We start from the raw sequence: 19,662 nt of genomic DNA on the forward strand, positions 1-19,662 counted from the left end.
TCCAGGGCGAGCGAAGGCCCGCCGCGTTTGTTGGCTTTCGCAAAATTCAGGGTTGGATCAGGTCAGGCTGGCAGCGTCACGCCACCGCCAAGGCGCACTCAGCGCGCCGGGTTGTTATGCGGGTTTCAATTTTTCGTTCGCCTTGACGGCGCACGCGGGTGAATTCGTCAGTACTGGATACGGAATGTCCAACCAACACCGCGCAGATAGTCATCACCATCGGAGATATCAGGCCTCTTCGCATTGCTTCTGCCACGAGTTGTGCGCGCTTGATCACACCGAGCTTGGTGCTGGCTGCAAGCAAACGTTTGTCGATGGTGTCCTTGGCTACACCTAGCTCACGAGCGGCTTCTTTGCTGGTCAGTCCGCATGCCACAGCCATTACGCACTGGAGCTCACGCTCCGCCAGTCCCAGCCCAAGGCTGCCAGTCCAGTTACCGAAAGTCAGTGCGTTCATGTGCTTCGCTCCGTGCGAGTAAGTTGATGAGGCAAATAATGGTTTCCCTTTATTCTGCTGTCAACAGGTATACCTTTATTTTTTCGCAGCACTTCCCTCCGATAGTATCGGTTGAGTACCCTTTGCTGTATGGATATACAGTAATCAGGAGAAGGTTGTGGCCAGGCAAAAAAAACAAGTGGCAGAGCAGCGCACGGAGATGACAGGCATGGAGCGCTTGGTCTTGAGGGTTTCTTCGATGATCAACCACCCGATAGCTCAGACCCAGAGGTGGGTCACAATTCACCAGCTTGATACTGATAGTGATCAGAATTGGGAGGAGGTCATGAGCATGATTTCCGAAACCCCAGGGATAGAAATGACGTTTAGCGATGATGGAAGCGTGACGCTTCAGTGGGAGGCTGATGAAGAGCAGACCTCCACCTTGGCGATGGAGGGAGCTGAAGTCGAGGAAGAGGTCGCCGCCCCGTTTTAAGAGCGAATTTGCGCGCTGGGCTCTGGCTCGGCGCGCTACAGAAGGTTGCCATTCCAGACGTATAGGACCTTTGCCTGGATGTAGGTCTCTTCCTTACGGATCATCCGGTCCTTATGTTTCGGGTTGTCGGAGATCATCTCAAAGTGTTCTTCATCAGCAACCTGGAGGCGCTTGATGTACTCATGACCACACCAGGATATGAAATACACTCCATCGCCGATGAACTCGCGAACAGTCACGTCGACAATCAACGGATCGCGATCCTTGATGGTTGGAGCCATTGATTGACCCCATCCAGTGACGAGCTTCAGGTGATGCGGCTCTTTGAAGTCAAGCCCCAGTTCCCGCAGGTGGCTCAAGCTAACGCGAACGTCTCTGAGCATTTCCGGGTAGTCGTGTGTGACTTGGCCGCCACCCATTGCTCCTCGCACGTCATAGTGTGCAATCCGAATCATATCGCCGGTGGAGCCGCGAGCGCCCCCCGCCTTTGCAGAGCCGTCGCCAGGGTGTGAATCGGTCTCTTCAGCAGCTCGGAGCAGCCGATTGCGCGCATCTTCCGACAGGCCCGCCCCAGTTTTCTCTAGCATCTGCCTGACCATGTCAGCAGCCGAGAGCTTCTGTATCTCCTCTCCGACGAGAGCGGAGCCATCCTCGGTAGGTGCGGGGATGCTACCCACTCCCTCAGCTAGCCATAGCGCATCAACCCCGCAGATCTGGGCGATCTTCACCAGGTGGCTACTGGATCGGGAGAGCCCTCTCTCGATTTCCGAGATTGAGGCTTGCGCGATGCCAGCCCTTTCGGCCAGCTCGGTCTGGGTAAGCCCTTTCAGGCGGCGGGCGTGTTTGAGTCGATCTTTGAGTTCCATAACGCACCAATCTAATGGTTAGCCTTTTTCCTTGCAAAAAGGTATGCCTCTAAAATACAGTAAAGGCATACCTCTATTCGGCGTTAAGCCCATGAATGAAATCTTCAATGACCTGGTCAAGTTTTTTGGCGGCCAGGTGGCAACAGCGAAAGCGCTCGGCGTGACGCAAGGCACAGTCAGCGGCTGGGTACGCGGCGTCCATGGCTGTTCTGCTGATATGGCTTTGATCATTCAGGCCAAAACTCATGGGCGTTTCGCCGCTTCAAGCATTCGTCCCTCGCTGGCGGAATCGCTCCCGACCTTGGATCAAAAGGTACCAGCCAAGAGCCATCAAGCGCAGACCAACGAATCTGCTGTTAATCCATCCAGTGCCGTGCTGGCCTCCCTATGAGTGCCCCTCATGCCATATCGATACCTCTGGGAAAGCTGTCATGGGCAAGAAATTCATAGCGCGGAAAGGCAGGGCAAAATTGATTTCAAGCCAAGTCAGTCGCCAGGCCTTGATTCCGACTTTTTCTGTGAGAGCTTGGAGGGCAGGGGGGAATTTCAATGACTAGCACAGACACCGCAAAGCCGCCTTAACCGAGCGGCACCACCAGTTTCTGCATTTGGCTTAGCCCAGAAAGCAGAAAACCCGGCTTCGCAGGCCGGGCTTCTTAACCAGTCCTCTGGCAGGGACTTTTTGAATCTTCGTTCTGTAGGAGGACGAGATGCACCCGAAAAATACCACCGAGGCACCGCCAACGCAAGCGGGCCTGCTCGTGACCATAGCGACAAAGTTCAACCAGAACGGCGATGAGTTCTTCTTCTCGACGGTGCCTGGGATCAGCTGCTCTGAGGCGTTCAACTTTGCAAGTGCCAATCTGAGCGCAGCAGAAGACCTGCTCGGCCAGCTCGTCCAGGTCAATGCAAGCTGTAACTTGGCTTTTGCGATCCGCGCATTGGTTGGCCAAGCGAGAGCGCTGATCGACTCCGGGGTTGGATCTGTCGAGCAGGCCGAAGACTTCGCGCCACAAAACCTTGCATCTCCAGTTCGTGGCGCGGGGGTGTCGGAATGAGCCATCCCATGACCAAGTTTTCCTCCCCCGCCAAGCGCGTAGAGGAGGGGCTTGAGCTGCTGGCGATCCTCGCCGAGGTGCTTGAGCACAACGGCGGCTTCAAGGACGCCGACCCAGGCGAACACCCAGCAATGATCGGCGAACGTGGCGAGGACGGCATCATCCGTTCTATGCGAGTAATCGCCTGGGCGGCTCACCGTGAGTTTTGTCAGATGGCTACGGACTTGGAGATCCCCCAATGAACCATATTGTCCCGGTGTGGCAGCCAGATGGCTTGCATGGTGAGATCGTCCACGACGTGACCCTCACCGCAGCGGATATCGCGCGTTTCAACGAAGCCCGCGAATCATTCAAGTTGATCAAAGCCTTGTACTGGGCGCATGTCGTGCCCTCGCTCGGCGGATTCGACAATCCAGTTGCCGGCGAACTTGAGCGCCTGTTCGAGCGCGTCGTTTTCGACACGCGAAACTTTATGTGGCCTCACCGCAACGCGGCTGCCTTCCATGAAGCGAAGGATGTGGGAGGTGCGGCATGAACCTGGTCCCCTTCAGCTTTAAAGGAGCACCGGTTCGCGTAGTTACCGATGCTCTTGGCGAGCCATGGTTTGTAGCGAAGGACGTTGCCGAGCAGCTGGGGTACGTTTGGAACGGCACCAGTCGCATTGAGCACGTACCCGAACTGTGGAGGGGGGTCACATCCGTTGTGACCCCCTCCGGCAGCCAACAGATGGCCGTGCTGAGCGAGCAGGGCCTCTACTTCTTCTTGGGTAGATCCGACAAGCCTGGCGCACTTCCTCTGCAGATCTGGGTGGCTGGCGAAGTCATCCCGTCAATCCGAAAGACAGGTAGCTACCAGAGGCAGTTGACACCTGCTGAGCAGGCTCTCGCGCATGCTCAGGTAATGGTTGACCTGGAGCGCCGTCAGTCCCAGCAACAGGTCGCCCTCGATCGTGTTGAGCGGCAGGTTGCCGACCTCAGCCAGACAATGGTTTGGGATCACTGCCCGCAGAACTGCCTGTCGCTCACCGGCATCAAGGCCGCGATGCTGGCGCGTCATGGCTTGTCGGGCGCCGTTGTCGACTACGTGCTGAAGGAGTGGCCGCATCAGCCCAACTCTGCCGGCATGGTCCGTAATGGTCACGAAGACGCCAAGGGCTCGCAGTACCTGGTCTGGACGAAGAGCCTTGTCACTGCGGCGTTCAAGCGCTTCGTCGATGAGTGCGAGATGGTCAACACCACCCAGGCCAGCCACCCCTACTTCAACGGCCGGTTCCGGCTGACCGGGAAGGTGAGCCAATGAAGAAGAACCTGACCAAGGCCCAGCTGACGAAGCTGGTGGCCGAGCGCGCGGTGGACTTCTACCAGGCTCAGGCCCATATGCGGCGGCTTCGTGATCGCCTGAACGGTGAGTACACCGCGTTCTTTCAGGCGACAGGGGAACCTGACCCCAAGCGGCGGCGCATTGATCCGGGAAACCCCGCTTATGCGCCGGTGATCGCCTACACGGCCGACTCGTACGACCTGTACTGCCGTGCGCGGCAGGCCAAGAACGCCGCCAAGCGTCGCATGGAGACGGCGATCAGGATGCTGCTTGGTCCGGATGCCAGCGTCTACGACATGCCGCCGGCAAGCAGCCGGCCGGCGCTCCCGGTTCGGCGCATCAACGCAATCGGGGAGACGCTGCAATGACCACTACCATCCTAAGCCAGGCCCCAGCGCAGCGTAGTAGCGCAACGATCATCAACGGCCCCTGGCCAACCTACACCCAGTTCAAAGGCTTTCCAGAGCGCGAGCGCTGGACGATCTACGAACTGGCCAAGGCTGGACGGCAGGCGATGGAAGACAGCGGCTTCGAGATGGCCGAGAGCTACGACGCCTTCGTGCGCCGTGTCACAAAGGAGCTTGACCTGTGAGCCAGGAGCGTATCCCGCGCAAGTTTCAGGGCGTATGGATTCCGGCCTCTCTCTGGCTGGATCACTCGTTGTCGACAAACGAGAAGGTGATGCTGGTGGAGATCAGCAGCCTCGAGGATGACGTGCGCGGCTGTTACGCCACTAACGCGCACTTCGCAGCGTTCTTCGGACTGTCGGTATCTCGGGTTTCCGAGATCATCAGCGGACTGGCTGAGCGCGGCTTGATCAAGGTTGAGCAAATCCGCGAAGGCAAGCGTGTCATCGAGCGCCGAATCCGCCTTACCAACCCCTTCGATAAACCGAAGACCCCTTCGGAAAACGCTGTGAACCCCTTCGGAAAAGGCGATGAACCCCCTTCGGAAAACACGCAGGGGAGTAATACACCTATGAGTAATACAAAGAGGGTTAAAGACTTACGTGCTTCTGGTGCGGAAGTGGACGCTGCATTTGACCAGTTCTGGAAGCTGTACCCGAAGAAGAAAAGCCGCAAGGACGCCCTCAAGGCCTGGAACAAGCTCAGCCCTGGCGCCGAGCTGCAGGCCGTCATGATCGCCGCCCTGGCCAACCACTGCGCTTCCCGCGACTGGGCCAAGGAAGGTGGCCAGTACATCCCGAACGCCGCCACCTGGTTGAACGGCGAGCGCTGGCACGACGTTCTGCAACCCGCCGCTGGCGCAGCCCGCCCCGGGTCGTTCAACGACCTGCCGCAACACACACCCGACATGTACCAGGAGAGCCACGATGGCCGTGCAAATTTCTGATCTTTTCCACCGCACCCCGGCCAAGCGCATCTTTGCCGGTCAATGCCCAACCCACGGCGATGTCGACATGACCGAAGTCGAGCAGCTGGACGGCTCGATGCTGGCGCGTGGCTGCAAGCGCTGCGCTTGGGAGGCCCTGCATACCAGCCCCCGCGACTCGGCAGAGCGCGCCCTGGCAAATGCCCAGCACAAGGCTGAGAAAGCCAGCGAAGCGCTGATCGCTGCCGGGATCACCCCGCGCTTTGCTGGCGCCACCTTCGACAGCTACCGCGCCGAGACGGAGCCGCAGCACAGGGCTCTGGCGAAGTGCCAGGCCTATGCCGAGCAGTTCCCGGCCAACTTCCGGGTTGGCCGCTCCCTGCTGCTGACCGGCAATGTCGGTTGCGGGAAGACGCATCTGGCTAGCGCGATTGTCCGTACTGCGGTGGCAGATCACGCTGAGGCTCTGATCATCCCGGCGGGCGACATCATCGGCATTGCCCGTGCCTCGATGGTGCCGAACTCCGGCTATACCGACCGCGACGTGGTGCTGCACCTTGGCAGCTTGAACCTGCTGGTGATCGACGAAGTCGGCGCTCAAAAGGGCAGCGAGTATGAGCTGGGCCTGTTGCACAGCATCATTGATCGCCGGTATCAGGCGGTGCTCCCGACTGTGGTGATCAGCAACTTGAGCGCTGACGGCCTCAAATCCTACATCGGCGATCGTGCCCTTGACCGCCTGCGCCAGAACGGCGGCCAGCAAGTCGGGTTCACTTGGGAATCGAAGAGGGCTGCGGCATGAGGGCTCTCTACAGCGACGAGGCTGAACACGGGGTGCTCGGCGCGGTGATTCACGCTTCGCTGCAGCAGAATGTGGGCCTGGTCGAGGACATGCTCGGCCAGATGACCTCAGCCGACTTCTATCACGCCGACAATGCGGCCCTGTTCGAAGCCATGCTCGAGTGCCGCGAGCAAGCCATGCCCATCGATCCGGTGACCTTGGGGGCGGTTCAACGCCTGCTCCCGGGTGGCGGCAACGTTCTGGCCTATGCCGCTGAGTTGGCCAGCAAGGTGCCTTCGCTGGCCAACTGGAAGGCCTATGCCAAGCACGTCAAGGAGTGGGGCGTGATCCGCCGAATTTTGGACGTGGCGGGCGGCGCGCAGGAAATGGTGCAGGCCGGCGCACCTACCGGCGAAGTAATTGCTGCAGCTCAGCAGGCCATGGCAGACCTGCGCAACCTTGATGGGGAGGCAAAGGGTTACAAGCGCCTGGACCAATGGATGGGAGACGCCGCCGACCTGGTGGACGAGAAGCACCGAGGCGTGGCGCCGAAGTGGCCATCGACGGGGCTCGAAAAGTTGGATGAGCTGGCCCAGGGGCTTCGCCCGAAGAAGGTGACCGTAATCGCCGGCCTGCCGGGCAGTGGCAAGACCACCTTGGCCTTGCAGATCGCCCAGCACAACGCCGTCAAGGAGCGGAAGCCGTGGCTGGTGTTCTCCATCGAAATGCCTGGCGAAGAGCTGGGGCTGCGCGCTATCGCCTCGCTGGGAGGGGTGGCGCTGCACAAGCTGGACAACCCAGCCCAGATGCGCGAAGACGACTGGGCCAGGATGAGCGGCGCCGTAGGATTGGCCCTGGAAGCCCCGCTATTCGTCTGTGACGACCCGGTGCAGACGCCGTCCACCATTCGCGCCACGGCTCGGCAGTGCCAGCGCGAGCACGGACTGGCCGGCATCGTGGTCGACTACTTGACCCTGGTGCGCAGCGAGCGTGGCGGCCGATCTCGTTCCGAGGAGGTGGGAAAGATCAGCAAGGCCCTGCTGCAGCTGGCCAAGGAAATGGCTATCCCGGTCATTGAACTAGCCCAGCTGAACCGTGACTCGACCAAGCGCCCCGGCAAGAAGCCCCAATCCAGCGACCTTCGCGACTCCGGTGAGATCGAGGCCGACGCCAGCTGCATCCTGATGGTGCACCGGGACATGGATACGGAGGAGGGCCAGAACGGCCTCACCGAGATCCTGATGACCAAGTGTCGCCATGCGCGGGTTGGCAGCTGCATCGTTCAGCAGGAAGGGCAGTATGGCCGGTTCGCAACCTACGCCGGATCACTGCCCAGTGATGATGAGGTCGAGGCTGGGCGTGGCAGCTACGCCCAGCGCTACAAGGGGGCTGGCCTGTGACTGAGCCAATCAAGATGGCGCCCTGCCCATTCTGCGAAGGGCCGCCCTGCATCACCGCCAAGGATGAAGCCGGTACCGAAATCTCCGAGGGTCACACCTTCGACCCCTCTGACGAGTTCCCGATGGTTTCGGCGCACGTCTGGTGCCACGACTGCGGCGCACAGGGGCCGAACATCGACACGCTGACCCTGGGCACGTTCGAGCACCTGTACGACCTGCAGGTGGTGGATGTAATGCGGATCGCCGTGGAGAGCTGGAACAACCGCCACGCGAAGGCCCGCGCCTGCTACGACGCTGGCGATCAGAAAGGCCTGAACCTGTGGCCGAGGAGGGACGCATGAGCGACACCAAGACCCTCACCGTCACCCTCAGTGATGCGGAGATACGCCGGCACGCTGCTGGCCAGGTCTTCCAGCTGCGCGATACCCGTCACCGCGAGCTGCGGTTCCGGTTCTCGACGGTTGATCGCTCCCGTGGCGCCTGGCACGTCGTAGTGCGCGGGCGTTGGGGCAAGGCTGGCGATTACCCGGGGATCAACACCAAGACCATGCTCGCCACGCTGCCGGCGATCCTGGCCCGCCGTGCCGCCGATGCCGACGCCAAGTCCACCACCACTAGCTGGACCACGGTGGGCGACGTGCTGGCGTGGTACCGCGACCGGATGAACCGTGATCGAGGCCTGTCCGCCAAGCGCAAGGCCAGTGCCAAGTCGGCGCTGGATCGCCACCTGGTGCCGCGCCTGGGCGACCTGCTGCTGGCCGAGACCAATAAGCAGGCGATCGACCAGCGCCTGATGTGGCCGCTGCAGGAGCGCTATGCCCTGTCCTTCGTGCGTTCGGTCTACGGCGTGCTTTCTGTCGCGTTCCGCCAGGCCCTGCGTCTGGACATGCTGCCCGCCAACCCCATGGCCTCATTGAAGTTCACCGACTTCGTGCGGACCCGGATCAGGCCGCGACCGGCGCGACTGCGTGGGGATGATGTGCCGGTCCTGCTGGTGGTAGTGGCCGAGCGCTTCGAGGTGGAGCCGGCGGGCTGCATGCTGGCTTTGATGATGCTGTGCCACGGTTCGCGCCTGGGCGAGACCCGGCTGGCGCGCTGGCGCAACATCAACCTTGAAGCGGGGCGCTGGTTCATTCCGGCGGGTGACACGAAGACGAAGGCCGAGCACACGCTGCCGCTGACCACCCAGGCCTGTGCACTACTGCGCCGGTACCAGCGCCTTCAGGCTGCCCAAGGTTACACCGGCCTGCTGCTGTTCCCGGGCAGCCACGGTGCTCCGCTGAGCCCGAGCAAGGCCAACACCTTGTTCACCGATCTGGCCAAGGGGGAGTGGTCGAGCCACGACCTGCGCAAGGTGGCCCGCACCGCGTGGACCGACCTCGGCGTGGACTACATGGTGGGCGAGCTACTGCTGAACCACGCCATGAAGGATCTCGACGCCACCTACATCCACACCACGGCCGAAGGGCTGAAACGTCAGGCGCTGGAGGCCTGGCACAAGCACCTCGACGGGCAGGGATTCGCCGCCATTCACACCGAGACATTGCCGGGACAGAAAACCGGGCCTGTAGCTGATGACGCCACTAACGGCGCGGGTTGCAGCACCTCACAGCATCCATCCCAAGGGAGGATGCACGATCAAGATTCCAAGCCGGGAGACGGGAATGAGTAAGGTAACTGCGGCACTGCCGCGCAAAAGCATGACCGCCGTGGAGTGCAAGTTCCTCAAGGTGGGCAATCGCATGCTGCTGGAGCAGAACAACGGCCGGATCGCTTCGGCAGCCCTGATGGACATCGTGGCTGACTGGCACGCCGCGCGCGCCAATGTGGGCTTCGAACAATTCGCCAAGGGCTGGATCACCGAAGGCAACGCCAAGAACAAACACGCTGACAAGCTGCTGCGCGAACTGTTTGGCCTGGACACTGACCCAACGCCCCGGAGGGCTGCATGAAGAAACGAACCTACGTGGACAAGGCGCTGGGCGATACAGAGTACATGCTCGAGCAGTGGGGGTTCTGGCGTATGTGTGAGATGGGAGTGCCGCGCTATGTCTCGCCACTCTACGCGCTCATGCGGGACAACGTCCCATCCGTGGGCGGCGCACGACAGCATGTGATCACAGACGATCTGGCCTTGGTGGTTGACCGCGCCGTGGCCAAGCTGGTGAAGCGTAACCAGCAGATGGGTGACTTCGTGTGGGCATACTACGGCTACAAGCATCCGGCAATGAGGGTCGGTCGGGAGGCGGGCATGTCTGAGCGCAAGGCCCGGGAGATCATCAAGGCTGGCGTTGCATGGATCGACTGCGCCCTTGAAGAAATTCGAGAGGCTGCGTAAAAAGTTCTATGCGGGCGGATAAACACCTGTTTTCATAGCAGCGTGTCCAGCTTGCAACGTTACGCGACACAGACAAACCCCGGCCATCGTGTCGGGGTTTTGTGTTTTTGAGGGGCTTCGATTCAGGTAGCCCTCCAGAAAAAGCATTTTTCTTGTATGAGGGAACGATTTGATAGCGCTATGATTCTGATAGGTTGCTACTCAATAACATGGAAGACCGTGCGTATGAAAAACGTTCTCGCCGTTGTGGCGCTTTCCCTTTTCGCTGCGTCCGCCGGAGCGGCTGAGCTATCCGGAGCGCTTGGCGCGACAGGCCAAGGTGGTCTTACAGCGCGCGTCGGCATTGGCTTTAACTGGGACAAAAGCTGGTTTGAATCCAGTACTGGCCGTCTAACCGGTTACTGGGATGCTGGGTATACCTATTGGGAAGCAGGAGATGCTTCCGGTGGCGCTCACTCGCTGTCCTTTGCGCCAGTTTTCGTTTACGAGTTCGGCAGCGGTAACGTGAAGCCATTCGTTGAGGCTGGCATCGGCCTGGCGGTCTTCTCTGGTACGTCCGCAGGTGACCAGGACTTTGGTTCGGCCTTCAACTTCGAAGACCGCATCGGTGCGGGCTTGAAGATCGGCGAGACGCAGAAGGTTGGCATCCGAGCGATTCACTACTCCAACGCTGGCATTAAGCAGCCCAACGACGGTATCGAGTCGTACTCGCTGTTCTACAGCTACCAGATTTAAAAAAGCACGATCCCTCTTTGCCCGCCCTGTGCGGGCTTTTTTATGCGGATGACACGCTCAGGCAGCTGGGCTAAGTCGGTAGTGGCGTCGATCAAAGCCGTGCGCTCCCTGATCGGCTACGCGATGAGAGTCTGGGGTACGTGACCCAGCGATCCAGACCGTTAAGCCGGGAAGCACCGGCCCTCCGCACCCATTCCAAGGGCTCGCCATAACGGCGGGCCTTTTCTTTTTCTGCTTCCCGCAAGGGAGGAACCCGGATGTCCAACATGCCAGACAAACCAGACACCTGGGCGGTTGCCCTTGCGTGGTTGAGCCAGCATTCGCCCCTGTTGTATGCGGCCGGGCTCTCCTGCGCCATGGCTGTGCTGCGCATCACTTACGGTGGCGGCACTCGCCGGCAGATGCTGGTGGAGGGCGCCATATGCGGCGGCCTGACCCTGACGATCATCAGCGGCTTCGAGTTCTTCGGCTTACCGCAGAGCATGGCTGCCTTCGTTGGTGGATGGGTTGGCCTGCTTGGCGTCGAGAAGGTCCGTGCCATTGCTGATCGAGTGACCGACATCAGGTTGCCAAGTCGCAAGCCAGAGTAATCCGCGCCACAAATTCAACGTGCGCCGTTTTGTGGCGCGAGGAATCATCATGGAAAAGAAACCCCTGATCCTTGGCCAGGAGCTTGGCCAAACGGTTTGCCAGGTGCTAGGCCTTGACCCATCGAAGATCACATCCATCACGATCAAGATGGAAGCCAACACTGCCGCTTGCGTCGAGGTGGTTCGTACCATCAATCGTACGGAAGGCGAGCAGATTGCCGGCGCGCTGGAGGTCTACGGCCTGACTCGGCGTGGCATGTGATGGCCCGTAGTGGATGCGCCGCCCGGTGCGAATGGATGGAGGTCGAGCAGTGATTGCGATCGACAGGCTGAGAGAAGAATTCACGTATGACGCGGATTCAGGGGTGATCAGAAGTCTTTCAGTGCGAGCCATGGGAAGGATCGAAGGCGCGAAGAGCCCAAACGGCTATCTCAAGCTTCGATTGGATGGCGTGAATCTTTACGCGCATCGAGTCGCCTGGGCACTTACTCATGGGGTATGGCCTGCGCATGACATTGATCACATCAATGGCGAGAGGGATGACAATCGGCTCTCTAACCTGCGTGCGCTGAGGCGTCATGAAAACCTACAGAACATGCGCAAGCGTCGGCCTGGCGCCAGCGGCGTTCGAGGGATTACCTGGGATAAGCAGACGCAGACTTGGAGGGCTCAACTGAGCGCTCAGGGTAAGCGAATCAACATAGGTCGGTTCAAAGATAAAGAGATGGCAGAGGTCGCTTACCTTGAAGCGAAGCGGCGCCATCACCCTTTTTCTGCGGAGGCCTCTCAATGACTTGCCCCACCTGCAAGAGACATCGTGAGTGGGCGCTGAAATGGACAAAGGTGGCGTATGAGCGAGCAGCAAGCCTATTCCGAACAAATCCAGAAGCTGAACCCGAAGAAGGGCGACCTTCTGGTGATCAACGTTCCGTTCCCGATCAAAGCCGAGGTGCGGGAGCGACTGACTCAGCACTTGGCGGGAACGGCGGATCGACTGAACTGTGAGCTGATTGTGCTTGAAGCGGGCATCACAGCTCAGCTGCAACCTAGCTTCAGCGACGTGCTGGCCGAGCAGCAGAAGCAGACCGCCCTGCTCGAGCAGATCGCAACCCAGAACCTGGCGCTGATCGAAGCGCTGGCTTATGACCAAACACAGGATGACGATACGCCGCAGCTGAACTACCTGAGCGGCGCTCCCATTCAAGGTGGTCAGTGATGGCCAGGCTCACCTCTCTCAAGCCAAGCATGCAGGCCCAGCCATCAAGGCTGGCTACGGTCAACCCCGACTCATGGCGGACGGCCAAGGGGACAGCCGCCCAGCGCGGCTATGGGTACAAGTGGCAAGTGGCACGGGCCAGCTGGCTCGAGGCGCACCCCTTGTGTGTGTACTGCCAGCGTGAGGGGCGTATCACTGCGGCGACTGTCGTTGACCACAGCACTCCACATCGCGGCGACATGAAGATCTTCTGGGACCGCAGCCAGTGGGTGTCGCTGTGCACCCATTGCCACAGTTCGACCAAACAGAAAGAGGAAGCCCAGGGCTTCTAACCCAGGAAAGACAATGCAACCCATACCGGACCTTGATGGCTACTTCGCCACCGAGGACGGGGAAGTTGTGTCTGTAAGGTCGGGCGAAGAAAGGCTTATCAAGTCCAGGGTGCGGGGTGGTTACAAGGTTGTGACGCTGGGCGTCAAGGTTGGTGGCAAGAGGCAGCGCCATCGCTTTGAGGTTCACCGGCTAGTACTCAAGGCGTATGGCGGGCTACCACCGTCCGCTGCACATGAAGCCAGGCATCTGAATGGAAACTCACTGGACAACCGCCCTGGCAACCTGGCGTGGGGCACGAGGCTCGAGAACACGGCTGACGCCATCAGGCACGGGACGCTTGGGCCTGGCATGCGATCAAGGCGCAGGAAGCTAACAGACAAGCAAGTGATCGAGATCAGGCGCCGGCATGGATCTGGTGAGCGAAGTGCAGACCTGGCTCGTGAGTTTGGGGTGTGCCGCGATTACATCCCTCATCTCGTCAGCGGAAGGGCCTGGAGTTGCCTGCCGCTGAATTCTGCGATGGAAGCACGCCAGTGACGTGCAGCAAGAGGGAGGGGTGCCCTCAGAGTTCGGAGCTTTTCGCTTCCAGACCACCCGTCCCCGCACGCGTGAATTTTTTTCCCGTTTCAGAGGTTTTTGTTAATGGCGTTAACATCGAAAAAGCGCCGTTTTGTCGAGTCCAAGGCTGCTGGTGCCTCGAATCGCGAAGCGGCAGAGGCCGCAGGATACGCGGCGGGCAGCGCTTCGGCAGCAGGTTCTCGACTCGCCAAAGACCCTGACGTTGTTGCAGCCCTGGAAAAGTTAAAGGCGCCCCGAAATGTTAAGCCTGCGCCAGAGCGAGAGGCCTTCGAGGCCGACCCGCCGGGTGAAGAGTCGGGCGACCTGGTCGACCTGCCCAACACCGACGATCCGCTCGTTTGGCTGCTGGCGCTGATGAACGATCCCCAGGCCAAGATCTTTGATCGGCGCAATGCCGCCCAGTCGGCGCTCCCGTACTTTCACGGCAAGAAGTCCGGCATGGGCAAAAAGGAACAGAAGCTCGAAGAAGCGGCGAAGGTGGGAGCCAGCGGCAACCGCTTCGGGCTGCGTGAGCGCCACTTGAAGGCCGTCAAATGAAGAAGTGGACAACCGCGTGCCCAGATTGGGAGAGCAGGATCGTCCGTGGCCAGGCACTCGTGCCGGTGGAGCCCATCTTCCCCGAGCAGGCAGAAGATGCTCTCGACGTGTTCTGCAACCTTCGAATGGTTGATGCCGACGGCAGCCCCCTGATGGGGGATACCTGCCGCAGCTGGGTGCTCGACGTTGTGGCCGCGCTCTTCGGCGCGTATGACGCCGACGCCGGCCGCAGGCTGATCACCAACTACTTCCTGATGGTCAGCAAGAAGAACGGCAAGTCGACGATCGCCGCGGGCATCATGCTCACGGCCCTGATCCTGAACACCCGGCCCTCTGGCGAGTTCCTGATCTTGGCGCCGACGAAGGAAGCGGCTGACAATGCCTTCAAACCGATCCGAGACATGATCGATGCGGACGAAGACCTGCAGGCCAGGTTCCATGTGCAGGAATACAACCGGATCGTCACCGACAACCTGAACAAGGCAAACCTGAAGGTGGTGGCGGCCGACTCGGCCACTGTCACTGGCAAGAAAGCGACTGGTGTGTTCATCGACGAGCTCTGGGAGTTCGGTAAGCAGGCCAAGTCGGCGAAGATGCTGGTCGAGGCCACCGGCGGCCTGGCGTCACGCCCAGAGGGGTTCGTTTTCTACTGCACCACCCAGTCTGATGAGCCGCCGGCCGGCGCCTTCAAGGCCAAGCTGGACTACGCGCGCAAAGTGCGTGACGGGGAGATCGAGGACCGGCGCTTCCTGCCGGTGATCTACGAGTTCCCGAAAGAGATGATCGAGCGGAACGAGCATCGTGACCTGGCAAACGCCCATGTGACCAACCCCAACTGGGGGCTTTCTGTCGATCAGGAGGTGATCGAGCAGAAGTATCAGGAGGCGCAGGCAGAGGGCGAGGGGGCAATTCGCGGTTTCTTGGCAAAACACCTCAACGTCGAAATCGGGCTGGACCTGCGGTCGGACCGCTGGGCGGGCGCTGATCATTGGGAAGCGGGAGCCGAGGCTGGCCTGACTCTGGAGAGTCTGCTGCAGCGCTCTGAAGTGGTTACGGTGGGGATCGACGGCGGCGGCCTTGACGACTTGCTCGGCCTGACCGTGCTCGGTCGCGAGCCCTTCACTCGCCAATGGCTCCACTGGGCGCACGCCTGGGCGCACAACATCGTGTTCGAACGGCGGAAGGATATCGCCAGCGCGCTGAGGGACTTCGAGAAGGCGGGCGATCTGACCGTCGTTGATCGACCAGGAGATGATGTCCAGCAGGTAGCCGACATCATCTGCGACATCAGGGACCGCGGCCTGCTGCCGGAGAAGCTGGCAATCGGTGTGGACTCTGCCGGTATCGGCGACATCGTCGACGAGCTCACCACCCAAGAGCGCGGGATCACCATGGAACAGATCGTGGCCATCTCGCAGGGCTGGAAGCTCAACGGCGCGATCAAGACGACCGAGCGCAAAGTGGCCGGGGGCGAGCTGGTCCACTGCGGCAGCGCGCTGATGAACTGGTGCGTCGGTAATGCCCGTGTCGTCCCGCAAGGCAATGCCATCACCATCACCAAGCAGGCCAGCGGCTCGGCGAAGATCGACCCGCTGATGTCGACATTCGATGCTGTTTCGCTGATGGCGCTGAACCCGGAAGGCTCTGGTGATCTCCAGGGCTTCTTTGATAACCCGATCATGGTAGGAATTTGATGGCCGACAAGAAACCGGGCCGGGTGAAGGCTGCGCTGCAAAACTGGCTCGGGGTTCCCATTGGCCTAAAGGACGGGGCATTTTGGCAAGAGTGGTTCGGCAGCTCCGCATCTGGAAAGCACGTATCGGTCGACAAGGCCATGCAGCTGTCCACGGTGTGGGCTTGCGTGAGACTGCTGTCCGAATCCGTCTCCACGCTGCCGCTCAAGCTTTACCGGCGCCTTCCCGACGGATCACGCGAGGTCGCTAAAGACCATCCGCTGTTTCGTGTGCTTTGCCGCATCCCGAACGCCGAGATGACCCCACAGCGCTTCATGCTGCTGGTGGTGGCAAGCATCTGCCTGCGAGGCAATGCGTTCGTCGAGAAGAAGATGATCGGCAGCCGGATCATCGCCCTGGTGCCGCTTCTGCCCCAGTCCATGAGGGTGAAGCGGCAGGACAACGGGCGCCTGAAGTACACCTACAACGAGGATGGCGTGGACCGCGACATTCCCGAGAAGAACCTGATGCACATCCGCGGCTTTGGCCTGGACGGGGTGTGCGGGATGCTGCCGGTCACCACCGGGCGCGAGATCTTCGGCTCAGCGATGGCGATCGAGGAAGCAGCGGCGAAAGTGTTCGCACAGGGCATGCAGGCGTCCGGCATCCTGAGCAGCGACACCAAGATCACGCCGCAGCAGCGCGAGCAGCTTCGGGCCAGCATGCAGGCGTTCATGGGTTCGAAGAACGCCGGCAAGATCATGGTGGCGGAGGCCGGCTTCAAGTACCAGGGCATCACAATGAACCCTGAGGCCGCGCAGATGCTGGAATCCAGGTCTTTCGGGATCGAGGAAATGTGCCGTTGGTTCCGCGTGCCACCCTTCATGGTCGGCCACATGGACAAGCAGTCCAGCTGGGCTGCATCGGTTGAGGCGCAAAACCTGCACTTCCTCACCAACAGCCTGCGGCCGCTACTGGTCAACATCGAGCAGGAGATCACTCGCTGCCTGATCGGCGAGGCCGATGCCGACGACTACTTTGCGGAGTTCGCGGTGGAAGGTCTGCTGCGAGCGGACAGCGCCGGCCGCGGGGCCTGGTACAACACGGCGCTGCAAAACGGTTGGATGTCCCGCAACGAGGTTCGTCGGCTGGAGAACCTGCCACCGATCCCGGGCGGCGACACGTACACGGTGCAATCCGCACTGGTGCCATTGGACCAGCTCGGGAAGCCGAGCGCAGGCGTCTCGCCGGCGGCCTCGGCGTTCATGCTTCGGCTGGTCTCGGCGCGGAACAACGACGACCGAGAGGCCATCAACAAGGCCGTCGATCTGGCGTCTCAAGCTCTGGAAGCAGGAAACCCGGACGGCCCAATGATGGCCCACGCGCTGATATCGATGCCGCTGCTCAAAGCGGCCTGACCTGGAGTAACCCATGACTCTCAAGACACTACCGGCGGCGCCGGCGGTGCGGCCGCACGCGCGCGTCGAATCCGACCTACTGCCCAAGGCCATGGAGCGCTGGAATCCAGCGATCAAGGCGGCAGCTGGTGACGACTCCACCACCATCACCATGTACGACCCGATCGGCATGGACTGGTGGACCGGCGAAGGCGTCACCGCCAAGCGCGTCAGTGCCGCACTTCGCAGCATCGGCGACAAAGACATCACCGTGAAGATCAACAGCCCAGGCGGCGATGTCTTCGAGGGCCTGGCGATCTACAACCTGCTGCGCGAGCACAAGGGCAAGGTAACCGTTCAGGTGCTTGGCCTGGCTGCCTCGGCCGCGTCGTTCATCGCCATGGCCGGTGACGAAATCCAGATCGCCCGAGCCGGCTTCATGATGATCCACAACGCTTGGACTATCGCCGCTGGGGACCGGAACGACTTCACCGAAGTCGCAGACTTCCTCGACCAGATCGACGCGACCCTGGCCGACATCTACTCGGTAAGGACGGGCGATGAAGCCGCAGCGATGCGCGCCCTGATGGACGTTGAGACCTGGATGGGTGGCAGTGCGGCGGTCGATGCTGGTTTCGCTGACGGCTTGCTCCCATCGGATGCGGCCCAGGAAGACCCGCAAGCCATTGCGTCGCAGCAGGTCGCGGCGCGACGCCTCGACACAATCCTGGCCAAACAGGGCATGCCCCGCTCCGAGCGGCGGTCCCTGATTCAAGAACTCAAAGGGGGTACGCCTGGCGCTGCCCCCTCCGGTACGCGCAGCGCTGCCGACAACCAGGCCGATCTGGCCATCCACTTTGCCGATCTACAAGCCGCGATGTCGCGGTTCTCGGCAGCAGCCCTCAAGTAACCGGAGAAGATTCCATGGCAGACAATACCGCTGACCTGTTGAAGCAGGTTTCCGCCGAGCTGAAGCAGGCCACCAGCGATTTCAGCAAGCAGGCCGAGAACGCACTGGCCGAGGCGAAGAAGGCCGGCAGCCTTTCCGAAGAAACCAAGAACGCCGTCGACGAGCTGGCGACCAAGTTCAACAGCCTGACCGAAGCCGAGAAGCAGCTGAAAGCCCAGCTGGGCGAGCTCGAACAGGAGTTCGCGCGCCTGCCTTCGGCTGGCACCCCGCAGACCCAGGACAGCCTCGGGGGCGTGGTGATCAAGAGCGAAGCGCTCAAACAGTTCGCGGCCAGCATCGAGGGCGGCAAGCGCGTCAACATTCCGGTCAGCGCCGCCCTGCTGTCCACCGATGTTCCCGCCGGCATCGTCGAGCCTCAGCGGTTGCCCGGTATCGACGCCGCGCCGAAGCAGCGCCTGTTCATCCGCGACCTGATCGCCCCGGGCCGAACCACCGCCCCGGCGATCTTCTGGGTGCAGCAGACCGGTTTCACCAACGCCGCCAAGGTCGTGGCCGAGGGCACCCCCAAGCCGTACTCGGGCATCGAATTTGCTTCGAAGCTCACCGCAGTTTCAACCATTGCCCACATGTTCAAGGCCTCCAAGCAAATCTTGGACGACTTTGCCCAGCTGGGTTCGACCATCGACGTCGAAATGCGCTATGGCCTCAAGTACGTCGAGGAGCAGGAGATCCTGTTCGGTGACGGCACTGGCGTGCACCTGCACGGCATCGTCCCCCAGGCCTCGAAATATGTCCCTGCATTCGAGGTGGAGAATCGGTCGGGCATCGATGATCTCCGCCTGGCGATGTTGCAAGCCCAGCTGGCGCGTTTGCCGGCTTCCGGTCATGTCCTGCACTTCATGGACTGGGCCAAGATCGAACTGACCAAGGACACGCTGGGTCGCTACATCCTCGCCAACCCGCTGGGTCTGGCTGGCCCCGTGCTGTGGGGGTTGCCAGTGGTGGCCACCGAGGTCGCCGCCTTCCTGGGCAAGTTCCTGACCGGCGCATTCCAGACTGGCGCTCAGCTGTTCGACCGTGAAGACGCCAACGTGGTGATTTCGACCGAAAACGCTGACGACTTCGAGAAGAACCTGATCTCGATCCGCTGTGAAGAGCGCGCCGCGCTGGCGGTCAAGCGTCCGGAAGCGTTCATTTTCGGCGAGTTCGCCGCCCCGGTCACTCCGTAATCCAATGTGAGGGCCGCACAAGATGCGGCCCTGGAGGCATTCATGAAGCTGAAAACCCTGAAACCTCTGTACCTGGGTGGCCAAACGCTGGTGGAGGGCACGCCCTTCGAGACCATCGAGCAGCACGGGCGCCAGTTGATCCAGAAGGGCTATGCCGAACTGGACGACTCGGAAAGCGAGGTGGTGTTGACCATCTCGCAGGACGACGCAGTTGGCTCGGGCGTGCTGACCACCGGCAGCTTGGGCGCCGTCACCTTGCCGATTACTCAGCCAGTCGCCGCCTTCAAGCCGAAGCACAAGGGCGCAGGCAAGTACGTTGTGGTGGACGCTGAAGGCAACCAGGTTGGCGATTTCTCCGGAAACCAGGAAGAAGCCACCGCTGAAGCCGAGCGACTGATCGCTGGCGGCGAGACAGCTCAGGCCGAGGAGTAACCC

General features: G+C 61.0%; 30 protein-coding genes. 28 read left to right on the forward strand and 2 right to left on the reverse strand.

All coding sequences use genetic code 11. From position 1 onward, the window contains the following. Window positions 1-76: 76 nt before the first annotated feature. A complete protein-coding gene (locus D8767_RS07930; protein ID WP_019438270.1) occupies window positions 77-457 on the reverse strand; it encodes a LuxR C-terminal-related transcriptional regulator in 381 nt (126 codons plus the stop codon). Between the two features lie 157 nt (window positions 458-614). Here D8767_RS07930 and D8767_RS07935 point away from each other — a divergent pair, with 157 nt between their 5' ends. After that, the gene (locus tag D8767_RS07935) at window positions 615-932 is read left to right on the forward strand and encodes a DUF1654 domain-containing protein (RefSeq protein ID WP_121757771.1); all 318 of its coding nucleotides are present in this window, start codon (window positions 615-617) and stop codon (window positions 930-932) included. Window positions 933-967: 35 nt separating this feature from the next. On the opposite strand, the gene D8767_RS07940 is transcribed toward D8767_RS07935, so the two are convergent. After that, the gene (locus D8767_RS07940) at window positions 968-1,798 is read right to left on the reverse strand and encodes an XRE family transcriptional regulator (RefSeq protein WP_121757770.1); all 831 of its coding nucleotides are present in this window, start codon (window positions 1,796-1,798) and stop codon (window positions 968-970) included. A 91-nt stretch (window positions 1,799-1,889) separates the two neighbouring features. Here D8767_RS07940 and D8767_RS07945 point away from each other — a divergent pair, with 91 nt between their 5' ends. The 27 genes from D8767_RS07945 to D8767_RS08085 all read left to right on the forward strand — a co-directional run bounded on the left by D8767_RS07945 (window position 1,890) and on the right by D8767_RS08085 (window position 19,659). After that, the gene (locus tag D8767_RS07945; protein ID WP_121757769.1) at window positions 1,890-2,189 is read left to right on the forward strand and encodes a Cro/CI family transcriptional regulator; all 300 of its coding nucleotides are present in this window, start codon (window positions 1,890-1,892) and stop codon (window positions 2,187-2,189) included. 319 nt (window positions 2,190-2,508) lie between these two features. Further along, entirely contained in the window at window positions 2,509-2,856 is a 348-nt protein-coding gene (locus D8767_RS07950; protein ID WP_121757768.1) for a hypothetical protein, read from the forward strand. 8 nt (window positions 2,857-2,864) lie between these two features. After that, window positions 2,865-3,098: a hypothetical protein gene (locus D8767_RS07955; protein ID WP_121757767.1), complete on the forward strand. Its 234-nt coding sequence runs from the start codon at window positions 2,865-2,867 to the stop codon at window positions 3,096-3,098. After that, a complete protein-coding gene (locus D8767_RS07960) occupies window positions 3,095-3,391 on the forward strand; it encodes a hypothetical protein (protein ID WP_121757766.1) in 297 nt (98 codons plus the stop codon). The genes D8767_RS07955 and D8767_RS07960 overlap by 4 nt, the downstream gene beginning before the upstream one ends. After that, window positions 3,388-4,155, forward strand: a complete 768-nt coding sequence (locus tag D8767_RS07965; RefSeq protein ID WP_121757765.1) for a BRO family protein — start codon at window positions 3,388-3,390, stop codon at window positions 4,153-4,155. The genes D8767_RS07960 and D8767_RS07965 overlap by 4 nt, the downstream gene beginning before the upstream one ends. Next, entirely contained in the window at window positions 4,152-4,544 is a 393-nt protein-coding gene (locus D8767_RS07970) for a hypothetical protein (RefSeq protein ID WP_121757764.1), read from the forward strand. Before D8767_RS07965 ends, D8767_RS07970 begins: the two co-directional genes overlap by 4 nt. Further along, window positions 4,541-4,768, forward strand: a complete 228-nt coding sequence (locus D8767_RS07975; RefSeq protein ID WP_121757763.1) for a hypothetical protein — start codon at window positions 4,541-4,543, stop codon at window positions 4,766-4,768. The genes D8767_RS07970 and D8767_RS07975 overlap by 4 nt, the downstream gene beginning before the upstream one ends. After that, entirely contained in the window at window positions 4,765-5,529 is a 765-nt protein-coding gene (locus tag D8767_RS07980; RefSeq protein WP_177412717.1) for a helix-turn-helix domain-containing protein, read from the forward strand. Before D8767_RS07975 ends, D8767_RS07980 begins: the two co-directional genes overlap by 4 nt. Further along, the gene (locus tag D8767_RS07990) at window positions 5,510-6,310 is read left to right on the forward strand and encodes an ATP-binding protein (RefSeq protein WP_121757762.1); all 801 of its coding nucleotides are present in this window, start codon (window positions 5,510-5,512) and stop codon (window positions 6,308-6,310) included. The genes D8767_RS07980 and D8767_RS07990 overlap by 20 nt, the downstream gene beginning before the upstream one ends. Beyond that, the gene (locus tag D8767_RS07995; protein ID WP_121757761.1) at window positions 6,307-7,689 is read left to right on the forward strand and encodes a DnaB-like helicase C-terminal domain-containing protein; all 1,383 of its coding nucleotides are present in this window, start codon (window positions 6,307-6,309) and stop codon (window positions 7,687-7,689) included. The genes D8767_RS07990 and D8767_RS07995 overlap by 4 nt, the downstream gene beginning before the upstream one ends. Continuing rightward, window positions 7,686-8,030: a Lar family restriction alleviation protein gene (locus D8767_RS08000; protein WP_121757760.1), complete on the forward strand. Its 345-nt coding sequence runs from the start codon at window positions 7,686-7,688 to the stop codon at window positions 8,028-8,030. The genes D8767_RS07995 and D8767_RS08000 overlap by 4 nt, the downstream gene beginning before the upstream one ends. Next, window positions 8,027-9,361 carry a site-specific integrase gene (locus D8767_RS08005; protein WP_121757759.1) on the forward strand — a complete coding sequence of 445 codons (1,335 nt, stop codon included), beginning with the start codon at window positions 8,027-8,029 and terminating at the stop codon, window positions 9,359-9,361. The genes D8767_RS08000 and D8767_RS08005 overlap by 4 nt, the downstream gene beginning before the upstream one ends. Beyond that, complete coding sequence (locus D8767_RS08010) at window positions 9,354-9,641, forward strand: hypothetical protein (protein ID WP_121757758.1); 288 nt, start codon at window positions 9,354-9,356, stop codon at window positions 9,639-9,641. The genes D8767_RS08005 and D8767_RS08010 overlap by 8 nt, the downstream gene beginning before the upstream one ends. Then, window positions 9,638-10,027, forward strand: a complete 390-nt coding sequence (locus D8767_RS08015; RefSeq protein ID WP_054881541.1) for an antiterminator Q family protein — start codon at window positions 9,638-9,640, stop codon at window positions 10,025-10,027. The genes D8767_RS08010 and D8767_RS08015 overlap by 4 nt, the downstream gene beginning before the upstream one ends. 225 nt (window positions 10,028-10,252) lie before the next feature. Then, the gene (locus D8767_RS08020) at window positions 10,253-10,762 is read left to right on the forward strand and encodes an acyloxyacyl hydrolase (protein ID WP_121757757.1); all 510 of its coding nucleotides are present in this window, start codon (window positions 10,253-10,255) and stop codon (window positions 10,760-10,762) included. 257 nt (window positions 10,763-11,019) lie between these two features. Next, window positions 11,020-11,352: a phage holin, lambda family gene (locus tag D8767_RS08025; RefSeq protein WP_121757756.1), complete on the forward strand. Its 333-nt coding sequence runs from the start codon at window positions 11,020-11,022 to the stop codon at window positions 11,350-11,352. Window positions 11,353-11,401: 49 nt separating this feature from the next. Continuing rightward, window positions 11,402-11,614, forward strand: a complete 213-nt coding sequence (locus D8767_RS08030) for a hypothetical protein (RefSeq protein WP_121757755.1) — start codon at window positions 11,402-11,404, stop codon at window positions 11,612-11,614. Between the two features lie 49 nt (window positions 11,615-11,663). Beyond that, complete coding sequence (locus D8767_RS08035) at window positions 11,664-12,146, forward strand: HNH endonuclease signature motif containing protein (RefSeq protein WP_162998283.1); 483 nt, start codon at window positions 11,664-11,666, stop codon at window positions 12,144-12,146. Window positions 12,147-12,203: 57 nt separating this feature from the next. Further along, window positions 12,204-12,569: a hypothetical protein gene (locus D8767_RS29445; RefSeq protein WP_269805885.1), complete on the forward strand. Its 366-nt coding sequence runs from the start codon at window positions 12,204-12,206 to the stop codon at window positions 12,567-12,569. After that, a complete protein-coding gene (locus D8767_RS08050; RefSeq protein WP_121757752.1) occupies window positions 12,569-12,901 on the forward strand; it encodes an HNH endonuclease in 333 nt (110 codons plus the stop codon). Before D8767_RS29445 ends, D8767_RS08050 begins: the two co-directional genes overlap by 1 nt. 13 nt (window positions 12,902-12,914) lie before the next feature. Continuing rightward, window positions 12,915-13,439, forward strand: a complete 525-nt coding sequence (locus D8767_RS29580) for an HNH endonuclease (protein WP_121757751.1) — start codon at window positions 12,915-12,917, stop codon at window positions 13,437-13,439. 105 nt (window positions 13,440-13,544) lie between these two features. Further along, window positions 13,545-14,018, forward strand: coding sequence for a terminase small subunit (locus tag D8767_RS08060; protein ID WP_102059533.1), 474 nt, complete (start codon window positions 13,545-13,547; stop codon window positions 14,016-14,018). Further along, entirely contained in the window at window positions 14,015-15,712 is a 1,698-nt protein-coding gene (locus D8767_RS08065) for a terminase large subunit (RefSeq protein WP_102059534.1), read from the forward strand. Before D8767_RS08060 ends, D8767_RS08065 begins: the two co-directional genes overlap by 4 nt. Next, window positions 15,712-17,109, forward strand: coding sequence for a phage portal protein (locus D8767_RS08070; RefSeq protein WP_232859870.1), 1,398 nt, complete (start codon window positions 15,712-15,714; stop codon window positions 17,107-17,109). Before D8767_RS08065 ends, D8767_RS08070 begins: the two co-directional genes overlap by 1 nt. Before the next feature lie 13 nt (window positions 17,110-17,122). Next, window positions 17,123-17,998, forward strand: coding sequence for a head maturation protease, ClpP-related (locus D8767_RS08075; protein WP_102059536.1), 876 nt, complete (start codon window positions 17,123-17,125; stop codon window positions 17,996-17,998). Between the two features lie 14 nt (window positions 17,999-18,012). Continuing rightward, window positions 18,013-19,227, forward strand: coding sequence for a phage major capsid protein (locus D8767_RS08080; protein ID WP_102059537.1), 1,215 nt, complete (start codon window positions 18,013-18,015; stop codon window positions 19,225-19,227). Window positions 19,228-19,269: 42 nt separating this feature from the next. Then, the gene (locus D8767_RS08085) at window positions 19,270-19,659 is read left to right on the forward strand and encodes a hypothetical protein (protein WP_102059538.1); all 390 of its coding nucleotides are present in this window, start codon (window positions 19,270-19,272) and stop codon (window positions 19,657-19,659) included. Window positions 19,660-19,662: the final 3 nt, after the last annotated feature.

It is taken from the genome of Pseudomonas sp. LTGT-11-2Z (genome assembly GCF_003691445.1).
Classification (GTDB): domain Bacteria; phylum Pseudomonadota; class Gammaproteobacteria; order Pseudomonadales; family Pseudomonadaceae; genus Aquipseudomonas; species Aquipseudomonas monteilii.